The organism is Streptomyces flavofungini (genome assembly GCF_030388665.1).
Lineage (GTDB): Bacteria > Actinomycetota > Actinomycetes > Streptomycetales > Streptomycetaceae > Streptomyces > Streptomyces flavofungini_A.
The window spans coordinates 7,433,924-7,452,901 of sequence record NZ_CP128846.1; the positions used below are offsets into that span (position 1 = coordinate 7,433,924).

General features: G+C 73.5%; 12 protein-coding genes and 1 pseudogene. 8 read left to right on the top strand and 5 right to left on the bottom strand.

Annotation, left to right across the window (positions count from 1 at the left end; all coding sequences use genetic code 11):
* The first annotated feature begins 134 nt into the window (after positions 1–134).
* Positions 135–2,801 carry a bifunctional acetaldehyde-CoA/alcohol dehydrogenase gene (gene adhE, locus QUY26_RS31890; protein WP_289952804.1) on the top strand — a complete coding sequence of 889 codons (2,667 nt, stop codon included), beginning with the start codon at positions 135–137 and terminating at the stop codon, positions 2,799–2,801.
* A 153-nt stretch (positions 2,802–2,954) separates the two neighbouring features.
* Here the strand turns inward: adhE and QUY26_RS31895 are convergent, their stop codons facing one another.
* Both QUY26_RS31895 and QUY26_RS31900 read right to left on the bottom strand, forming a co-directional pair.
* On the bottom strand, positions 2,955–4,100 hold the full coding sequence (locus QUY26_RS31895) for an AAA family ATPase (protein WP_289952806.1): 1,146 nt from the start codon (positions 4,098–4,100) through the stop codon (positions 2,955–2,957).
* 94 nt (positions 4,101–4,194) lie between these two features.
* Positions 4,195–5,235: a DUF3533 domain-containing protein gene (locus QUY26_RS31900; protein WP_289952808.1), complete on the bottom strand. Its 1,041-nt coding sequence runs from the start codon at positions 5,233–5,235 to the stop codon at positions 4,195–4,197.
* 266 nt (positions 5,236–5,501) lie between these two features.
* On the opposite strand from QUY26_RS31900, the gene QUY26_RS31905 reads away from it, so the two are divergent.
* Genes QUY26_RS31905 through QUY26_RS31915 form a run of 3 tightly spaced genes read left to right on the top strand, consistent with a single transcriptional unit; the run spans position 5,502 to position 9,923 of the window.
* On the top strand, positions 5,502–7,745 hold the full coding sequence (locus QUY26_RS31905) for an MMPL family transporter (protein ID WP_289952810.1): 2,244 nt from the start codon (positions 5,502–5,504) through the stop codon (positions 7,743–7,745).
* A 7-nt stretch (positions 7,746–7,752) separates the two neighbouring features.
* Positions 7,753–9,255 (top strand): sensor histidine kinase, encoded by a 1,503-nt coding sequence (locus QUY26_RS31910; RefSeq protein ID WP_289952812.1) that lies wholly within the window; start codon positions 7,753–7,755, stop codon positions 9,253–9,255.
* Positions 9,252–9,923 carry a response regulator transcription factor gene (locus QUY26_RS31915; RefSeq protein ID WP_289952813.1) on the top strand — a complete coding sequence of 224 codons (672 nt, stop codon included), beginning with the start codon at positions 9,252–9,254 and terminating at the stop codon, positions 9,921–9,923. The genes QUY26_RS31910 and QUY26_RS31915 overlap by 4 nt, the downstream gene beginning before the upstream one ends.
* A gap of 59 nt (positions 9,924–9,982) precedes the next feature.
* Here QUY26_RS31915 and QUY26_RS31920 read toward each other — a convergent pair.
* From QUY26_RS31920 to QUY26_RS31930, 3 genes and pseudogenes are all read right to left on the bottom strand, one after another.
* Positions 9,983–10,987, bottom strand: a pseudogene (locus QUY26_RS31920) (MFS transporter); the annotation flags it as partial.
* Positions 10,988–11,211: 224 nt separating this feature from the next.
* Entirely contained in the window at positions 11,212–12,195 is a 984-nt protein-coding gene (locus QUY26_RS31925; RefSeq protein ID WP_289952815.1) for a DNA polymerase Y family protein, read from the bottom strand.
* Between the two features lie 6 nt (positions 12,196–12,201).
* Positions 12,202–15,660, bottom strand: coding sequence for a DNA polymerase III subunit alpha (locus tag QUY26_RS31930; RefSeq protein WP_289952818.1), 3,459 nt, complete (start codon positions 15,658–15,660; stop codon positions 12,202–12,204).
* Between the two features lie 163 nt (positions 15,661–15,823).
* On the opposite strand from QUY26_RS31930, the gene QUY26_RS31935 reads away from it, so the two are divergent.
* From QUY26_RS31935 to QUY26_RS31950, 4 genes are all read left to right on the top strand, one after another.
* A complete protein-coding gene (locus QUY26_RS31935; RefSeq protein WP_289952819.1) occupies positions 15,824–16,159 on the top strand; it encodes an ArsR/SmtB family transcription factor in 336 nt (111 codons plus the stop codon).
* Positions 16,159–16,878, top strand: coding sequence for a cation transporter (locus QUY26_RS31940; RefSeq protein WP_289952820.1), 720 nt, complete (start codon positions 16,159–16,161; stop codon positions 16,876–16,878). The genes QUY26_RS31935 and QUY26_RS31940 overlap by 1 nt, the downstream gene beginning before the upstream one ends.
* A gap of 208 nt (positions 16,879–17,086) precedes the next feature.
* Positions 17,087–17,764, top strand: coding sequence for a pentapeptide repeat-containing protein (locus QUY26_RS31945; protein WP_289952821.1), 678 nt, complete (start codon positions 17,087–17,089; stop codon positions 17,762–17,764).
* 252 nt (positions 17,765–18,016) lie between these two features.
* Entirely contained in the window at positions 18,017–18,889 is an 873-nt protein-coding gene (locus QUY26_RS31950) for an esterase/lipase family protein (protein ID WP_289952822.1), read from the top strand.
* Positions 18,890–18,978 lie beyond the last annotated feature (89 nt).

An 18,978-nucleotide genomic window follows, 5' to 3' on the forward strand; every position in this document is an offset into this window, starting at 1 on the left:
TCGTTTTCCGGAAGTGTTCGCGCTTCCCGCAGGACCTTCTCCCTCTCGGATCAGGGCTTTTTCGGAAGCTCCGGGTGGGGCTGCGGAGGTCGAATGGAGACGTCACCACAGGGTCGCGAGAAGGAGTGCCTGCCATGGAGACCGCGGAGACACAGGCCAAGGAGATCCAGGCCGAGGAGACACAGGCCAAGGAGATGCAGGCCGAGGAGATGGTGGACGGACTGGTCCGCAGGGCGCTCGGCGCGCTGCGCCGGTTCGAGTCCTACGACCAGGAGCAGGTCGACCACATCGTCACGAAGGCCTCCCTCGCGGCGCTGAACGCGCACGGGGAGCTGGCCCGGCAGGCGGTCGAGGAGACCGGACGCGGCCTCTTCGAGGACAAGGCCGTCAAGAACCTCTTCGCGTGCGAGCACGTGGTGAACTCGATGCGCGGCCTGAGGACCGCGGGCGTCATCTCCCGCGACGAGCTGAACGGCATCACCGAGATCGCCGAGCCGGTCGGCGTCGTCTGCGCGATGACCCCGGTCACCAACCCCACCTCCACCACCGTCTTCAAGGCCCTCATCGCCCTGAAGACCCGCAACCCGATCGTCTTCGCCTTCCACCCGAGCGCCCAGAAGTGCTCCGCCGAGGCCGCCCGCGTCGTGCGGGACGCGGCGGTCGCGGCCGGGGCGCCGGAGGACTGCGTGCAGTGGATCGAGGATCCCTCGATGGCGGCCACCGGCTTCCTCATGAACCACGAGGGCGTCTCGACCATCCTCGCGACCGGCGGCAACGCGATGGTCCGCGCCGCCTACTCCTGCGGCAAGCCCGCGCTCGGCGTCGGCGCGGGCAACGTACCCGCGTACATCGCCCGCAGCGCCAAGCTGCGGCGCGCCGTGCACGACGTCGTGCTCTCCAAGGCCTTCGACAACGGCATGATCTGCGCCTCCGAGCAGGCGGTCGTTCTCGACGAGGAGGTGTACGACGAAGGGATCGCCGAATTCCAGCGGCTCGGCGCGTACGTCGTCTCGGCGGCCGAGAAGACCAAGCTGGAGGAGTTCGTCTTCGGCACCACGGCGTTCGCAGCGAACTGCGGGGGCGCGAAGCTGAATGCGGCCGTCGTCGGGAAGTCCGCGCACTGGATCGCCGAACAGGCCGGGTTCGAGGTGCCGGAGTCCACCCAGATCCTGCTCGCCGAGTGCGCGGAGGTCGGCGAGGGCGAGCCGCTGACCCGCGAGAAGCTCTCCCCCGTACTGGCCGCCCTGAAGGCGGGCTCGACCGAGCAGGGAATCGAACTCGCGGCGCGAATGGTCGAGTTCGACGGCCTCGGGCACAGTGCCGCGATCCACACCGAGGACGAGGCGCTCGCCGAGGAGTTCGGCAGGCGCGTCAAGGCGGTCCGCGTCATCGTCAACGCGCCCTCGACCTTCGGCGGCATCGGCGACGTCTACAACGCCTTCCTGCCCTCGCTCACCCTCGGCTGCGGTTCGTACGGGCACAACTCGGTGTCGAACAACGTCTCCGCGGTCAACCTCGTCAACGTCAAGCGGATCGGACGGCGGAACACCAACATGCAGTGGTTCAAGGTCCCGCCGAAGATCTACTTCGAGCGCGACTCGCTGCGCTACCTGGGCGAGATGGACGGCATCGAGCGCGTCGCCATCGTGACCGACCGGACGATGTCGGAACTCGGCTTCGTACGCAAGGTCACCGACATCCTGGCCGCGCGCACGCAACCGGTCACCGTGCAGGTCATCGACGACGTCGAACCCAACCCGGAGCTCGCCACCGTGCGCGCGGGCGCCGCCCGGATGCGGGACTTCCGGCCGGACACGATCATCGGCCTCGGCGGCGGCTCGCCGATGGACGCGGCCAAGGTCATGTGGCTGATGTACGAGCACCCGGAGGTCGAGTTCGCCGACACCAAGGAGAAGTTCTTCGACGTCAGGAAGCGGGCTTTCCGCTTCCCGGGCCTGGGGGAGAAGGCACGCATGATCGCCGTCCCGACGACCTCGGGCACGGGCTCGGAGGTCACCCCCTTCGCCGTCATCTCCGACCCCGCGGCCGCGCAGAAGTACCCGCTCGCCGACTACGCCCTCACCCCGAGCGTGGCCATCGTCGACCCGGTCCTGCCGCTGCGGCTGCCCCCGGCCGTCACCGCCGACTCCGGCTTCGACGCCCTCACCCACGCCACCGAGGCGTACGTCTCCGTGTACGCCAACGACTACACCGACGGCCTCTGCCTCCAGGCCATCAAGCTGATCTTCGAGAACCTGGAGCGGTGCGTGGTGCGCGGCGCCGAGGACCCCGAGGCCCGCGAGAGGATGCACAACGCGTCGACCGTCGCGGGCATGGCCTTCGCCAACGCCTTCCTCGGCCTCGTGCACGCCATGGCGCACACCCTCGGCAACACCTTCCACGTCCCGCACGGCCGCACCAACGCGGTGCTGCTTCCGCATGTCATCCGGCACAACGGCACCGTGACCGGCAAGGCCACGCCCTGGCCCAAGGCCGAGGTGTACCGGGCGCCGGAGCGGTTCCAGGAGATCGCCCGCGCGCTGGGCCTCGCGGCGGGCACCCCGGAGGAGGGCGTCGAGTCCTACGCCCGCGCCGTGGAGGACCTGCGCGCCCGGTGCGGGATCCCTGCCTCCTTCCAGGAGGCAGGGGTCGACGAGGCCGCCTTCATCGAGGCGCTGCCTCAGCAGGTGAGGAACGCGTACGCGGATCAGTGCGCGCCCGCGAATCCGCGGATGCCGATGCTCTCCGAACTGGAGCGGTTGATGCGGGCGGCGTATTACGGAGTGGGGTCGGCCGCCTGAGCCCTGTCCCTGGCTGCGGGCCGTCCGGTGCCTCTGCGTGCTGGGCGGCCCGCTGCCGTCTGCGGGCGTGAGGGGAGCGCGGTTCCCCCACGCCCGCAGACGGGCCCCGCATCCCCTGCCCGTGGACGAGAAGCGGCGCCGTCGAGCGGTGCGTCACCGCTTGGGCCAGTACCACAGCGGCTCGTCCAGAAGGCTCTCGCGGCCGGCGACCTTCGTCTCGCCCGACTGCTTGGCCAACTCTATGGAGTTGACGTCCACGCGGTGGCGCCGCGCGCCCTTCGCCACCGCCTCCGCCAGAGGGTCGGCGTGGGTCACCAGGACGATCTGCGTGTCCTTGGTCGCGTGCAGGATCAGGTCCGCGAGGGGGCGCAGCAGGTCCGGGTGGAGGCTGGTCTCCGGCTCGTTGAGGACCAGGAGCGAGGGTGGCCGCGGAGTGAGGAGCGCGGCCGCCCACAGCAGATAGCGCAGCGTGCCGTCGGACAGCTCCGCCGCGCCGAGGGGGCGGTTCAGGCCGCTTTGGTGCAACCGCACCTCGAACCGCCCGCCGTTGTCCTCGACCCGCACCCGCGTGCCCGGGAACGCGTCGTCCACGGCCGCGTCCAGGGCCTCGGTGTCACCGATCTCGCGGATCGTCTGCAGGGCCGCCGCCAGGTCGGCGCCGTCGTGGCCGAGGACCGGCGTGCGGGTGCCGATGCGGGCGGCGCGCGCGGGCGCCTCGGCGTCGGTGCGGACGTGGTCGTAGAACCGCCAGGAGCGGATCAGCTCGCGAAGGCGGAGCAGGTCGGGGGCGAGCTGCGGGTCCGCGAGCTCGCTCAGCATGCTGTCGTACGGCCGCAGGCCCTGCGTGCGGTGCCAGCCGCCGTCCGCCGTCCGCGTGCGCACCGCCGGGCCCGCGCGGTCGCACAGCAGGGCCGCGGGGCGCAGGACCGGGCCCGCCCACGTGCACTCCCGCTTGATCTCCGGGTCCAGGTTGAACAGGGACGGGGCCGCGCCCACGCCCGACGTCGGCAGGGGGTGGCCGAAGTCGACCGCGTAGCCGAACTCGTCGCCCGCGAAGCCGAGCCGCAAGCTCGTCGCCTCCGCTTTGGCCTGGCCGGCCCACAGGGCGGAGGGGAGGCCGCCCTCGCGAGCCAGCGCGGCGATCGCGCCCCCGCTCGCGGAGTCCGCGAGCAGGCGCAGGGCTCTGTACAGGCTGGACTTTCCCGTGCCGTTGGCGCCCGTGATGACGTTCAGCCGGTCCAGGGGGACGATCAGTCTGCGCAGGGAGCGGTAGTTCTCGACGGCGAGTGTGCGGATCATGTTTTTCAGGGTCGCAGGTGGGTCCGACAATCACGGGGCTGCGCCCTGGCCCCCTTTTTCCGGTACTGCTTTTCCGGTACTGCGCGCCTCGTCCTCACACGCCGGACGGGCCGGTGCCCGCCTGCTCGGGCGCCTTTGTCCGTCCGCCCACCCTGCGTGCTGCGACCAGCAGCGTCACCGCCGTTCCCGCCACCGCCCACGCCGAGAGCACCAGGAGCGGGCCCGTCACCGCGTTGCCCTGGAAGTACGCGATGGAACGGGCCACCCAGGTGCCGGCGCCCGGGGGCAGGGCGGGGCCGATCGCCTCCCAGAACGGGGGCAGCATCGGCAGCGGGAAGGCGCCGCCCGCGCTGGGGTTGCCCGCCACCACGATGACGAGGACGGCAAGGCCGATGCCGACGACGCCGGTGATCGCCTCCAGGGCGAGCGTGAACGCGCCGACCGCGAAGGTGACGAGGGCACCGAGACCCCACAGGGCCATGACCGAGCCGGGCAGGGCGCCCAGGATCGGGCCGATGATGACCGCGCCGCCGAGGCCGCCCGCGAGGGAGAGCAGGGCCATGGCGCCGAGCCGGATCGCCGCGCGCTGCGGGTTCGCGACCTTCGAGCCCGCGCTGATCGACATGATCGAGGCACACAGATAGCCGCCCACGCACCAGCCGACCACCAGGTAGAACGACGACAGGCCGTTGAAGTCCTGGGGCGACGCGGCGGCGACGTCGACGGGTCGCACCGAGCGCTTCTCGGCCCCGTCGACCTTGACGGCGATCGTCTCCAGGGCGTTGGCGAGGGCCTTGCCGCCGCCGGACGCGACCAGGAGGGTGTCGGTGGTGCCCCGTGGGTCGACGATCAGGGCGCCGTCGATCTTCCGTTCGATGATCTGCCGCCGCGCTTCCGCCTCGTCCGCGACCACGCGCGGGTCCAGCGGTTCGCCGGGCAGCTTCGCCAGCTTGTCCCTGGTCTGGGCGGCCGCGTCCCCGGGGGCGACCACTCCGAAGGCCACGTCCCGCGGCTTCGGATGGTGCAGCGCACCCACGTAGGAGGCGATGAACAGCAACTGGAGGGCCAGTACACCGATGACGAGCAGGGCTGCTCGCGGAGTGACGGCGCTCTTCAACTCGTCGGCGAAGGTCATGCCCCCACGCTCCGAGGCCCCCGGTGCTCACGCAGGCGGGGTGGGCCGAATGGAGGACGGGACCACCGGCGTGACCCGACCGGCGCGGCGCCACTCCGGACGGGCCTAGTGCGTAGGCACCAGGACAGGTGCGTGGCTGGTCCGGGGGCACCAGGGGAAGACGGCGGCAGGGGACGATGCCCCGCCGGGGCGCCGGAGGCAACTGTGGGAGGCGCGCGCATTCCGCGTTCCTTCCCTTGCCTAGCGGTGTCTGGAGTGATCAGAAGGTGGCGACTTTTCTTTACCGGATCGGGCGGTGGTCCTTCCGGCGGCGTCGGCTCGTGGGCGGTCTGTGGCTGGGGGCCCTGCTCCTCGCCGTGGTCGCCGCCGCCGTCGCTCCGGCCGCGGAGGATGAGGACCTCTCCATGCCCGGCACCGAGTCACAGGAGGCGTTCGACCTCCTTGACGAGCGCTTCCCCGAGAGCAACGCCCAGGGCGCCGAGGCCCGCCTGGTGTTCCGGGCCCCGGACGGGCAGCGGGTGACGGCCAAGGACAACAAGGCGGCCGTCGAGGACGCGCTCGGCTCGCTGGACGGCGGCGATCAGGTCGCGTCGGCCACCGACCCGTACCGGACCGGCGCCGTCAGCAAGGACGGCACCATCGCCTACTCCACGATCACCTACACCGAGAACGCCCATGACCTGACCGGGGCGACGAAGAGCGCCCTGGAGGACGCCGCGGACAAGGCCAGGGACACGGGCCTGACCGTCGAGATCGGCGGCTCGGCCCTGGAGGCGGAAGAGGCACCGGGCGGCACGACGGAGATCATCGGCGTGGCGGTGGCGGCGGTCGTCCTCGTCCTCACCCTCGGCTCGCTGGTCGCGGCCGGCCTCTCGCTCCTGACCGCCTTCGTGGGCGTGGCCATCGCCTTCGGCCTGGTCTCCGCGCTGACCGTGCCCCTCGGCCTGACCGACACCGTCGCCATCCTGGCGCTGATGCTGGGCCTCGCGGTCGGCATCGACTACGCCCTGTTCATCACCTCCCGCTTCCGGGACGAGCGCGCCCGGGGCGGCGACCCGGAGGAGGCCGCGGGCCGGGCGGTCGGCACGGCCGGGTCCGCCGTCGTCTTCGCCGGGGCGACCGTCTTCATCGCCCTGGTCGGCCTCGGCGTCGTCGGCATCCCCGAACTCACCAAGATGGGCCTGGGCGGCGCGGGCGCCGTGGCCCTCGCCGTACTCGTCGCGCTGACCCTGGTCCCCGCCCTCTTCGGCTTCTTCGGCCGCCGGGTCCTGTCCCGCGCCGCCCGCAGGGCCACCCCGCGGGGAAGCGAGCACCCGGTGCCCGGCGCGGCCGGCCGTCCCGGGCTCGGCACCCGCTGGGCGCGGTTCGTGCTGCGCCGCCCCGTGGCCGTCCTGCTGGTCGCGGGCCTCGGCCTCGGCGCCGTCGCCCTCCCGGTCCTCAGCCTCGAACTCGGGCTGCCCGGAGACGAGTCCAAGTCGGTGGAGACCACCCAGCGCCGCGCCTACGACCTCCTGTCGGACGGCTTCGGCCCCGGCTTCAACGGCCCCCTGACCGTGGTCGTGGACTCCGCGAAGGCCGCGGACACCCGGGCCGCCATGGACCTGGTCGCCAAGGCCGTACGGGGCGTGGACGGGGTCGCGTCGGTCGGTGACCCGGTGTTCAGCGAGTCCAAGGACACGGCCGTCCTCACGGCCGTGTCGAAGACCGCGCCGAACAGCGGCGAGACCAAGGACCTGGTGCAGTCGATCCGGGGCGAGGTCTCCGCCGTCGAGGCCGACACCGGCGCCGGTGTCCTGGTGACCGGCAGGACCGCGATGAACATCGACATCTCCGAAGCCATGTCCGACGCCCTCATCCCCTATCTGACCGTGGTCATCGGCCTCGCGGTGCTCCTGCTGACGGTGGTGTTCCGCTCGCTCCTGGTCCCGGTGAAGGCCGCCCTCGGCTTCCTGCTCTCGGTCGGTGCCGCCTTCGGCGTCCTCGTCGCCGTCTTCCAGTGGGGCTGGGCGGCGGACCTGCTCGGCATCGAGCAGACCGGCCCCGTCATGTCGCTGATGCCGATCCTGATCATCGGCATCGTGTTCGGCCTCGCCATGGACTACGAGGTCTTCCTGCTCAGCCGGATGCGGGAGGCGTACGTCCACGGCGCGTCCCCGGGCGAGGCGCTCGTCACCGGGTTCCGGCACAGCGGACGGGTGGTGGCCGCGGCGGCGATCATCATGGTCAGCGTGTTCGCCGGGTTCATCGGGATGAGCAACCCGACCATCCAGACGATGGGCGTCGGCCTGGCCGCCGCCGTCGCCTTCGACGCCTTCGTGGTGCGGATGGCGATCGTGCCCGCGGTGCTCGCGCTGCTCGGCCACCGGGCCTGGTGGCTGCCCCGTATCCTGAGCCGTGTGCTGCCGAATGTGGACGTCGAGGGCGAGGCCCTGAGCAGGCGGGCCCCGGCTCCCGAGGCCGCGCCGGAGGCGGCGCCGACGCCGCTGCCCGCCGGCCGGCACCGGTACTGAGCCGGTCATGACGCACCCGGACGGCGGTGGCCCGCGGCCTCGTGGCACGTGGTGGCGGGAGGGCCTGGTCACGGCGGCGGCGTTCGCGCTCTGTCTGCTCGGCGGCGTGCTGCGGGACGACGACGGCCCGCTGTCACCGCCGTCCGCCGCCGCCTACTTCATCGCCGTGGTGTCCAGTGCCGTGCTGCCGCTGCGGCACCGGGCACCCCTGGCCGTCATGGTGGCCACGACCGCGAGCGGCATGCTGGTGCCGCCCCTGGGGCTCCTGCTGAGTCCGCTCATCGTGGCCCCCGCCGTGATCACCGCGTACTCCTACGCGCTCGCCGTGCGCAACGAACGTCGCGCGGCGGGCGCGGTGTTGCTCGTCTCCGCGGGGCTCCTGCTCGCCGCCACCCCCCTGTTCGGCGCCCTCTCCTGGAAGGACGCGAGCAGGGTGGGGGCGGTCGCGGCGTTCCCGCTGGTGGCCGGAGTGCTCGGGCGCTCGGTGCGGAACCGGCGGGCCTACCTGGCGGCCGTGGAGGAGCGGGCCCTGCGGGCGGAGGAGAGCAGGGACAGCGAGGCGCGCCGCAGGGTCGCCGAGGAGCGGGTGCGCATCGCCCGGGAACTGCACGACCTGGTGGCCCATCAGATCACCCTGGCCAACGCGCAGGCCACGGTCGCCGCGCACCTCTTCGACACCCGCCCGGAGCAGACCCGCAAGAGCCTCAAGGAACTGGTGGAGACCACCAGCGACGCGCTCGACGACCTGCGGGCCACGGTCGGACTGCTGCGGCAGACCGGGGACACGGCCGAACCCGCCGAACCGGCGCCCGGCCTGTCCCGGCTCCCCACGCTCCTGGAGTCCTTCCGGCGCGCGGGACTCGAGGTGTCGGTGCACCAGGAGGGCACGGCGCGGCCGCTGCCGCCGGGCGTGGACCTCACCGCCTACCGCATCGTCCAGGAGGCCCTGACCAACGTGACCAAGCACGCCGGTTCCGGCAGCGCCCGGGTGCACCTCGACTGGGCCCGCGACCACATGACCCTCACCGTCGCCGACGACGGCGGGGGAGCCCGTACGGCGCCGACCGCCTCCGCCGGACCGGGGGCGGTCGCGACGGCGGACCGCCCGCCCGGCTACGGCCTGATCGGGATGCGCGAACGTGCCGTCGCGGTCGGCGGACGACTCTCCGCGGGCAGACGTCCGGAGGGCGGCTTCCTCGTCTCCACCCAACTGCCGCTGCCGCCCGCCAAGGACACGACGACGCCGGGCGCCGACGGAGCGACGACGGGCGAGGAGCGGACGGCTGACGGGGCGACGGGCGTCGAGGGACGCAGGACCGACGGGGCGGCAGGGGTCGAGGGACGCAAGACCGGCGAAGTGGCAGGGGTCGAGGGGCGGATGACCGGCGAAGTGGCAGGGGCCGAGGGGCCGTTGGCCGACGGAGCGGCGGGGGCCGAGGGGCGGACGACCGACGGAGCGGCCACCGGCGGCGGACGGCCGGGTGCCGCAGGGGCCGGGGAGACGCCATGACCCTCCGGGTGCTGCTCGCCGACGACCAGGCCCTGCTGCGCGGCGCCTTCCGGCTGCTCCTCGACTCCGCCGACGACATCACCGTGGTCGGCGAGGCCGCCGACGGCAGGGAGGCGGTGCGCCTCACCCGGCAACTGCGCCCGGACGTGGTGATCATGGACATCCGGATGCCCGAGGTGGACGGCCTCACCGCCACGTCGCAGATCTGCGCGGACCCCGAACTGCGGTCGAGCCGCATCCTGATCCTCACCACGTACGAGACCGACGAGTACGTGGCGCAGGCGCTGCGCGCGGGTGCGGGCGGCTTCATCGGCAAGGGCATCGGGGCCGAGGACCTGCTCGCGGCCGTACGGACGATCGCCGACGGCGACACCCTGCTGTCCCCGGCCGCGACCCGCTCCCTGGTAGCCAGGTTCCTGGCCACGCCGGAGGACGCCCCGCCGCGCCGCCCCGAACAGCTCGCCGTGCTCACCCCGCGCGAACGCGAGATGGTGGCCCTGGTCGCGACCGGCCTGTCCAACCAGGAGATCGCCGAGCAGATGTTCCTCAGCCCCTTCACCGTCCGCGCCCACGTCCAGCGCGCCATGACGAAGCTGGAGGCCCGCGACCGGGCCCAGCTCGTCGTCATCGCCTACCGGACGGGCCTGGCCCGGGCAACACCCGAGTAGGCCGGGGCGGCGGGGGCGCGACGGGGCAGGGCGCCGGGGCGAAATCGGGCAGTGTCAGGGCCGAGTGGGCGGGTCGCGCCGTCGCCGACGGCATCGCGGACCGCCCCGGCGATGGCACCGGGCAGCAGCAGGAGCCCGATGTCGGTGGTGCCGAGCCCGAAGCCGTAGCCGTCGGCGGGCAGCGCGCACAGCCGCGGGAGCAGGAACGCCACCATCCCGAAACTGGCGGTGATGACGAAGGTCAGCACGCACGAATGCCAGATGGCGGGCCGCGCCAGCATGCGCAGGTCGACCATCGGCGAGGCCGCCCGGCGCTCCACCACGACCCAGCCGGTCGCGAGGGCGGCCACGGCCGCCACCAGGGCGCCTGCCGCGAGGGGCGGCAGGCCGGAGCCCGTCACCTTCACGAGCCCGAGCATGAACACGAGCAGGGTGCCGCTCAGCAGCACCACGCCGGGCCAGTCGACCCCGCTGTCCGACCCGAGCGGCGGGTCGTGCGGCAGCAGCCGCGCCACGGCCGCCGTCGTCCCGACGGCCGCGATCGTCGGCAGCGCGAACATCCAGTGCCAGGAGAGGCCTTCCGAGATCGGTCCCGCGCTCAGCGTCCCCACCATGCCGCCGCCCGTGAACAGCGCCATGACGAGGCCGATCGCCAGCCGTGACTCTCCCGGCGTGAGGTGCTTGCGGACCAGGATGAAGGAGAGGGGCAGCGCGCCCACCATCACGCCCTGCAGCACCTGACCCGCCAGCAGCACCGGCAGGTTCGGCGCCAGCGCGGCCAGCAGACCGCCGGCCGAGACCACGGCCATCAGCAGGACGAGGATCCGCTTCCCGCCATAGCGGTCGCCCAGCTTGCCCGCGACGGGCGCGACCACCGCGCCGGTGACGAGCAACGTGTTGCCGATCAAGGCCCCTTCGGCGGGACTGACCCCCAACTCGCGTTGCAGCTGCGGGAGCGCGGGCTCCACCACTGACTGCAGGGTGCCGAGGGCGAGTGCCAGGATGCCGAGGGCACCGGTCGACAGCCTTCCGACGCGGGCCGGTGGAACGACAGGTGCGGCCATGGGCGTCCCGTTCGTCGTGGGGTGCGGGCGAGCGCGGGAGTCCGCGCGTCTCCCACACTCGTCTCCGCCGCCCCGGCCGGGCATCGTCCCTCGCCGCCGTCTTCCCCTGGTGCGCAAGGACCAGCCCGCACCCGCCCTGGTGCCTGCGCGCTACCGGCCGAAGCGGGGCCCGGCCCGCGGTTCGACGCGCGGAAGGGCCACGCCGGAAGGCCGTACGGGAAAGGTCACCGCAGCCCCGCGGTGCTGGCGGGCCGCACCACGCCCGGACCGAAGCGCGCCCGGGCCCGATCGGCCGCGGCCTCGATGCGGCGGGCCTTGTCGTCCTCGGCCCCGAAGGTCAGCTGCCGGGTCGCCGCCCCCGCGTCGCACAGGTCGCTCGCGCGCAGCGCGAGGGCGCGGACCCGGGCGCGCTGCAGCCCCAGTGCCGCGTGCAACGCGTGTGCCGCCGCCCGGAGCCGAGGGCTGTGCGCGGTGGGTTCGGGCAGGGTGCGGCTGCGGGTGATCGACGAGCGCCCGCCGCGGTCGGCGTACTGGACGGTCAGGGTCAGGCGGCGGCAGGCCTGCTGCTCGCCGCGCAGCCGGGTGCCGAGGTGTTCGGTGAGGTGGGCCAGGGCGCCGCGCTGCCGGTCCGGGTCGAGCTCGTCGCGGGCGAAGCGGTGCTCGGCGCTGAAGGTGCGGGGCGGGGCGCCGGGGGCGACCCGGGTGGGATCGACGCCGGCCGCGCGCTGGTGGAGCTGCCGCCCGGCCGCCGTGCCCAGGATGCGTTGGAGCGTGAGCAGGGGAGTGGCGGCGATCCGGTCGGCGGTGACCAGGCCGTAGGAGGCCAGGGTGCGGACCGTCGCCGGGCCGACCCCGGGCAGCGCGGCGGCGGGCAGCCCGGTGAGGAACGCGGTGATGGCCCCGGGGTCGTCGGGGACGGCGCGGACGGCACCGGGGGCGCCGCGGTGGGCGGCGAGTTGGGCGAGGAGCGGGTTCGGGCCGACGCCGACGGTCACGTCGAGGCCGAAGACCGCGGCCGTCCGCATCCGGATCAGGGCCGCGAGGGCGGCGGCGTCGCGGTGGAAGTACCGCACGCTCCCGGACACGTCGGCGAGTGCCGCTTCGGGGGGCAGCGCCTGGACCATGGGGGTGAACTCGGTCAGCGTGTCGATGAGCTGGCGGTACGTCGGCTCGGGCTGCGGGTCGCCGAAGTGGAGGTAGAGGATCATCGTCGGTCACCCCGCGCTGCCGGGACTCGCATGGTGGAAGGTCCTTCCGTCGAGAGCGGTGAGGGCGGCCGGGGTTCCCGGGGGCTTGAGGTCGGCCCAGGGGTGCAGGGCGTAGCCGGTCGGCTGGGTGATGGTGCGGCGCGTTCCGGACCGGCGCGCGGGGGCCGTGGGGCGGGCGAGCCGGTCCGCGACCGCGGCGGGGCCGCCGTCCCGGTGCAGTTCGATCAGCTCGGCCAGGTCCCAGGCGGCGGTGCCGGTGATGCTGAAGGCGCGCGGCGGGCGGCGGGTCAGCGTCCCGCGGACCAGGAGCAGGTTGCTGTGGAAGACCGTATGGGCGCAAGCCGCGTGGCTGTCCTCGAAGAACGCCAGGTCGGACAGTCCTGTGGGGTCGTCGAGGGTGGCGAAGACGACGCGCTTGCCGGAGCGGATCGGCGGCGTCTGGGTGGCGACCTTGATCCCGGCGACCAGCACCGTGGCGCCGTGCCGGAGGCCGGGCAGGGCGGCGGCGGGCGTCGCGCCGATGTCGGCCAGCAGGGAGCGGTGGTCCTCGAGGAGGTGGCGGGAGACGTCCATGCCGAGCACGTCCAGTTCGGCGGCGAGCTGCTCGGAGCCGTCCATGGCGGGCAGGCCGGTGAGCGCGGCGGCGGTGCCGCCCGGCTCGACGGCGCCACCGTCGCCGTCAGCCATCGGCAGCTGTCCCGTGGCGGAGCCCCGGCCGCGCCCCGACCGGTGCAACTCGGAGATCTTCAGGAGGAGTTCGCGCCGCGCGCCGAAGGCGTCCAGGGCGCCGACCTGCGCGAGCCGTTCGGCCAGCGGGCGGCTGGGCCGGGCGCGCTGCCAGAAGTCCTCCAGGGAGGTGTAGGGCTGCCCGGCGGTGATGCGTCCGCTCTCGGCCTCGGTGATGCCGCGGACCTGCGAAAGCCCGATCCGCACCCCCCACTTCCCGGACACCAGTTCGATTGTGTGTGCGGCCTGGGAGTGGTTGACGTCGGGCAGCAGCAGCGGCACCCCGTGCCGACGGGCGTCCGCGGCCAGGACGCGCTTGTGGTACATCCCCGGGTCGTGCGTGAGCAGCCCGGCGAGCAGGGCCGCCATCCGGTGGGCCTTGAGCCAGCTCGACTGGTAGGCGGGCTGCGCGAAGGCCGCGGCGTGCGCCTTGGCGAAGCCGAAGCTGCCGAAGCCCTCCAGGATGTCCCACACGTCCCGGACGGCCTGCACCGGATAGCCGCGGGTGCGGGCCTGGCCGGCGAACCAGGCCCGCACCCGGCCCTGCCGCTCGGGGTCGGACAGGGCGCGGCGCGCCTCGTCCGCCATGCCCCGGTCGCAGCCGGTCATCGTCGCCATGATGGCGATGACCTGCTCGTGGAAGACCACCTGTCCCTCGGTCTGGGCCAGGATCGGCTTCAGGTCGGGGTGCGCGTAACGGGTCCCGTTCCGGCCGTCGCGGGCCTTGATCAGCGGCTCCACCATGTTGGCCGCGACCGGTCCGGGACGGAACAGGCTGATGTCGAGGGTCAGGTCGTCGAAGGACCGCGGCCGCAGGTTCCGGACCAGCTCGCGCTGTCCGGGGCTCTCCAGCTGGAAGGTGCCGAGGGTGTCCCCGGACGTGATCATGTCGTACGTGGCCGGGTCGCCCGGCGGCACCTGCGCGGGGTCGTCCAGGTCCAGGCGCTCGCCGGTGACCCGCTCGATCTCGGCGACCGCGTGCGCGAGGGCCGACTGCATGCGGACGCCGATGACGTCGATCTTCGGATGCCCGGTGTCCTCGATGTCCTCCTTGTCGAACTGGGACATGGCGATGTTCTCCACGGTGGTCGGCGCCACCGGGGTGCGCCGCAGCAGCCCCGCGTTGGAGACCAGGAGGCCGCAGGGGTGCATGGCCGCCTCGTGCGGCAGCCCGTCGAGCGCCTCCACCAGCTCCCACAGCCGGCCGTGGTCCTCGGCGGCGACCTCGCGCAGCTCCGGCAGCTCGGCGAGGGCCGCCCGCACGTCCTTCGCCCGGATGTGCGGGAACGCCTTGGCGAGGCGGGCGGCCTGGTCGGGGTCCATGCCGCGGGCCCGCGCCACGTCCTCGATCGCGCCGCGCGCCCGGTACGTCTTGTACACCGCGAGCGTCGCCACCCGGTCAGCGCCGAAACGTTTCCTCACCGCCTGGTAGACCTCCAGGCGCCGCGCCGACTCCACGTCCAGGTCGATGTCGGGCAGCGCGGAACGGCGCGCGGACAGGAACCGCTCCATCAGCAGACCGTGCGCCACCGGGTCCACCGGGCTGATCCCGAGGAGGTGGGTGACCAGTGAGCCCACGCCCGAGCCGCGGGCCGCGACCCGGATGCCGAGGTGCTGCGCCTGCGCCGCCACCTCGGCGACGGTCAGGAAGTACCCGGCGAAGCCGTGCCCGGCGATGATCCGCAGCTCGTCCTCCAGGCGGTCCCAGCGCCGCACCTCCCGGTGGTAGCCGCGGCGCATCATGCCCGCCGCGCACCGGTCCGCCAGGACCTTGTCGACCAACTCGGCGCGGGCGCCGACCAGTTCGGACTCCGGGAGGTTCAGCTGCCCGAGCCCGAACGCCTCGCCGGGGTCGACCGCGCAGGCCGCGGCCGTCTCCTCGGTCGCCGCGAGCAGCCGCCGGGCGTCCGCGCCCCGGCCGCCCGTGGCCTCGGCGATCCGCCCGGCGATCCGCTCCATCTCCCCGGCGTCCTTGAGCCACCGCTGCCCGCTGTCGAGCCGGGACGCGTCCCGGTCGTCGACCGGGACGAGGAGGCGGGCGGAGTCCAGGATGTCGGCGACCTCGCCCTGGCGCGGATCGGCGTAGCGCACGGCGTTGCTCAGCACCGTCTCCACCTGCTGCTCGGCGGCGAACCCCGCCATCCGCGCGGCGAGGCGCAGCGAGCCGGGCCCGGTGCCGGACCGCCCGTGCCAGGCCACCTCCACGCGCAGTGCCCTGCCGAACCGCTCGCGCCACGGGCCGAGCAGCGCCGCGGCCCGGTCCGGCCGCCCCGCCGCGAGCGCCCGCCCCACCTCGGAGTCCGCCCCGAGCAGCACGAACGCCTCGTCCTCCGCGCAGGTCAGGTCCTCCCAGGCGATGCCCTGGTCCGGGTCCGCCGCGGCCGCCGTCACCAGGCGGCACAGCTCGGCCCAGCCGCGCGCGTCCCGGGCCAGGAACACCGCGCGCAGCGGCGCCTCGGTCACGAACGCGCCGCCCCTGGCGGGGGCGCGTCGCCGCCCGGCCGGTGCCGCTCCCGGCGCCGGTACGCCGGGCACCGCCAGGTCGACTCCGAACAGCGGCCGGATCCCGGCCCGCGCGCAGGCCTTGGCGAAGCGCACCGCGCCCGCGAGCGAGTCCCGGTCGGTCAGCGCCAGGGCGTCGAGCCCGCGCTCGGCGGCCCGTTCCGCCAGCGTGTGCGGGTGGCTGGCCCCGTACCGCAGCGAGTAGCCACTCGCCGCACGGAGGTGCGTAAACGACATGCACACCTCCTGGTTCCCATGACCCCCCTCTGTGTCGTCCGGCTCGCTCGGCCTCGTACAGCACTCTAACTCAATGTTCGCACGTTCGTTCGATAAGCGATTCGGGGTGCGCGCCTTGGAGTTCACGGTTACCTGAATTCAGGATTGTGTGTACTGTTGTGCCGTGCTGACCGTCGCCTCCGACATCGCGGTCCTCGCCCGGTTCGGCCGGGCGCTCGCCGACCCGATCCGCTGCCGCATCCTGCTCGCCCTGCGCGACGCCCCCGCCTACCCCGCCGACCTCGCCGACGCGCTCGGCGTCTCCCGCACCCGCCTGTCCAACCATCTGGCGTGCCTGCGCGACTGCGGCCTGGTCGTCACCGCCCCCGACGGCCGCCGCACCCGGTACGAGCTGGCGGACGAGCGCCTCGGTCACGCCCTCGACGACCTGCGCGCCGCCGTGGTGGCCGTGGAGACCGACCGCGCCTGCCCGGACGCCGAGGAGAAGGGCTGCTGCTGATGGCCGCCGGGACACCGATGTCCCCGGGCCGCTCCCCGGCCCGCCGGGACCTGCTCGCCCGCCGGATACGCCTGCTGGTCGCGGCCACGATCACCTATAACGTCATCGAGGCGGTCGTCGCCCTCACCGCCGGGTCCCTCGCCTCCTCCACCGCCCTGATCGGCTTCGGCCTCGACTCCGTCATCGAGGTCTCCTCCGCCGCCGCGGTCGCCTGGCAGTTCTCCGCCCGCGAGCACGCGGTGCGGGAAGCGCGCGAACAGCGCGCCCTGCGGATCATCGCGGTCTCCTTCTTCGCGCTCGCCGCGTACGTCGGCGTCGACGCCGTCCGCGCGCTGACCGGCACCGGGGAGGCGGAGCGCTCGATCCCCGGCATCGTCATCGCCGCCCTGTCCCTGGCGGTCATGCCGTTCCTGTCCGCCGCCCAGCGCCGCACCGGGCGCGAGCTGGGCTCCGCGAGCGCGGTCGCGGACTCCAAGCAGACCCTGCTGTGCACCTACCTGTCCGCCGTCCTCCTGCTCGGCCTGCTCCTCAACGCCACCCTCGGCTGGTCCTGGGCCGACCCGGTCGCCGCCCTGGTCATCGCCGTCATCGCGGTCAAGGAGGGGCGCGAGGCGTGGCGGGGCAAGGGGTGTTGCGCGCCGGGCGCGGTGGCGCCGTCCGCCGCGGTGGCGCCGTCCGTCGACGCCGGGGCGGACGCCTGCGGTTGCTGCCGCCCGTAGGCCGCAGGGGGCGGGGTGCGGGCTCCGGGGCGGCCGCCGACGCGGGCCTGGACGCCCTGCTGCCCTCGACCGGCGTCTCGCCGCGACGGCTCGGGTGGCGGCGACAGGTGTCCGGCGGTGCCCGATGGGGTCGTCGCCACCCCGGTGCGATACAACGAACGGCATCCCACCCCTCAGCTCCCCCCCCGGCCTTCGGAGAGGACCCGTCATGCCCGCGACCCCGCACCCCGCCACCCCCGCTCCCCGCAGCCTCGCCGACCTCCCGTTTGCCCACCGCCTCGAAGTGTTCGACGGGGAGCTCGGGCGGGACGGCGATCATGAGTCCGTGCACTTCGACGGGGGCGACTTCGCCGATCTGGACGGCGGCGGCACCACCTTCCTGGAGTGCGCCTTCTCCTCGGTGGCCGTCGAGGGCGGGCGGTACCGCCGGGTCCGCTTCACCGACGTCTGGACGTGGCAGACCCGTTGGGTGGGCACCGACCTCGCCGAGACCCAGTGGACGGACTGCGAGTCGGGCGCGGGGCTGCTCGCCGGGGTGGAGCTGTACGGCGCCCGCCTCCGCCGCGTGGTGTTCCACCGCTGCAAGTTCGACTCGGTCAACCTGCGCGCGGCCGAGCTGCGCGATGTCGTCTTCGTGGACTGCCTGCTGCGCGACGTCGACTTCGGCGGCGCGCGCCTCAATGGGGTCGCCTTCCCCGGTACGACGCTGGAGCGCGTCCGCTTCGACGGCGTCACCGTGGACCGGGCCGACCTGAGCGGGGCGGCGGCCCTCGGCATCGCCTCGGGGCTCGAAGGGCTGCGCGGGGCGACCATCAGCGGTATCCAACTGCTTGAACTCGCACCGGCGTTGGCGGGCCTGGCCGGGCTGCGGGTGGCGGACGCCTGAAGGGTGGCAGGTGGCTGACCGTGAAGGGTGCCGGTGGCCGATCGTGAAGGGTCCCGATGGCCGACCGTGCATGGCGTCGGTGGTCGACCGTGCCAGTGATCGCTGGATCCATCCGCGATTTTACCCGCGCGTAACTTCACACTTGCACTACCGGCTCGTAATTTAGCGTGACCACGTCAACCTCGTGTCCCGGGTCACAGGGCGATCGTTACCCAGTCCTCGCACTCCCTTGAGCCGCAAGGAGATCACCCGATGCTGCCCTGGAGACGAGCGCTGCGCGCGCTCACCGCCGCCCTGGTCCTCGCGGGCGCCGCCACGCTCACCCCCACCGCCACGGCCGCCGAATCCGCCCCCTCACGCACCACCGTCGCCGTGTCGAGCGGCTGGAACGACTACGACTGCGAGCCGTCCGCCGCCCACCCCCGCCCGGTCGTCCTCGCCCACGGCACCTTCGGCAACTCCGTGGACAACTGGCTCGTTCTCGCGCCCTACTTGGTCAAGCGCGGCTACTGCGTCTTCTCGCTGGACTACGGCCAGTTGCCCGGCGTGCCCTTCTTCCACGGGCTCGGCCCGATCGACAAGTCGGCCGAACAGCTCGACGACTACGTCGACAAGGTGCTGAAGGCGACGGACGCCAAGGAGGTCGACATCGTCGGGCACTCCCAGGGCGGCATGATGCCCCGCCACTACCTGAAGTTCCTCGGCGGCGCCGAGAAGGTGAACGCCCTGATCGGCCTCGCGCCCGACAACCACGGCACGACCCTGCTCGGCCTGACCAAGCTCTTGCCCTTCTTCCCGGGCGCGGAGGACCTGCTGTCGGCGGCCACCCCCGCACTCGCCGACCAGATCGCCGGTTCGAAGTTCCTCACCGAGCTGAACGCGGGCGGCGACACCGTGCCCGGCGTGCGCTACACCGTCATCGCCACGAAGTACGACGAGGTCGTCACCCCCTACCGCTCGCAGTTCCTGAACGGCCCCGACGTGCGCAACGTCGTCGTGCAGGACCTCTGCGCGGTGGACCTCTCCGAGCACGTGGCGGTGGGCATCCTGGACCGGGTCGCCCACCACGAAGTGGCCAACGCCCTCGACCCGGCCCACGCGAAGCCGACCACCTGCCTGTCGTAGCCGCGGCAGCGGTCGGCGAAGGGCCGCCGGCGCCCCGCGTCCGGGGTGCCGACGGCCCTCACCTCTCCCTGGCCCCGGATGACCTCCGC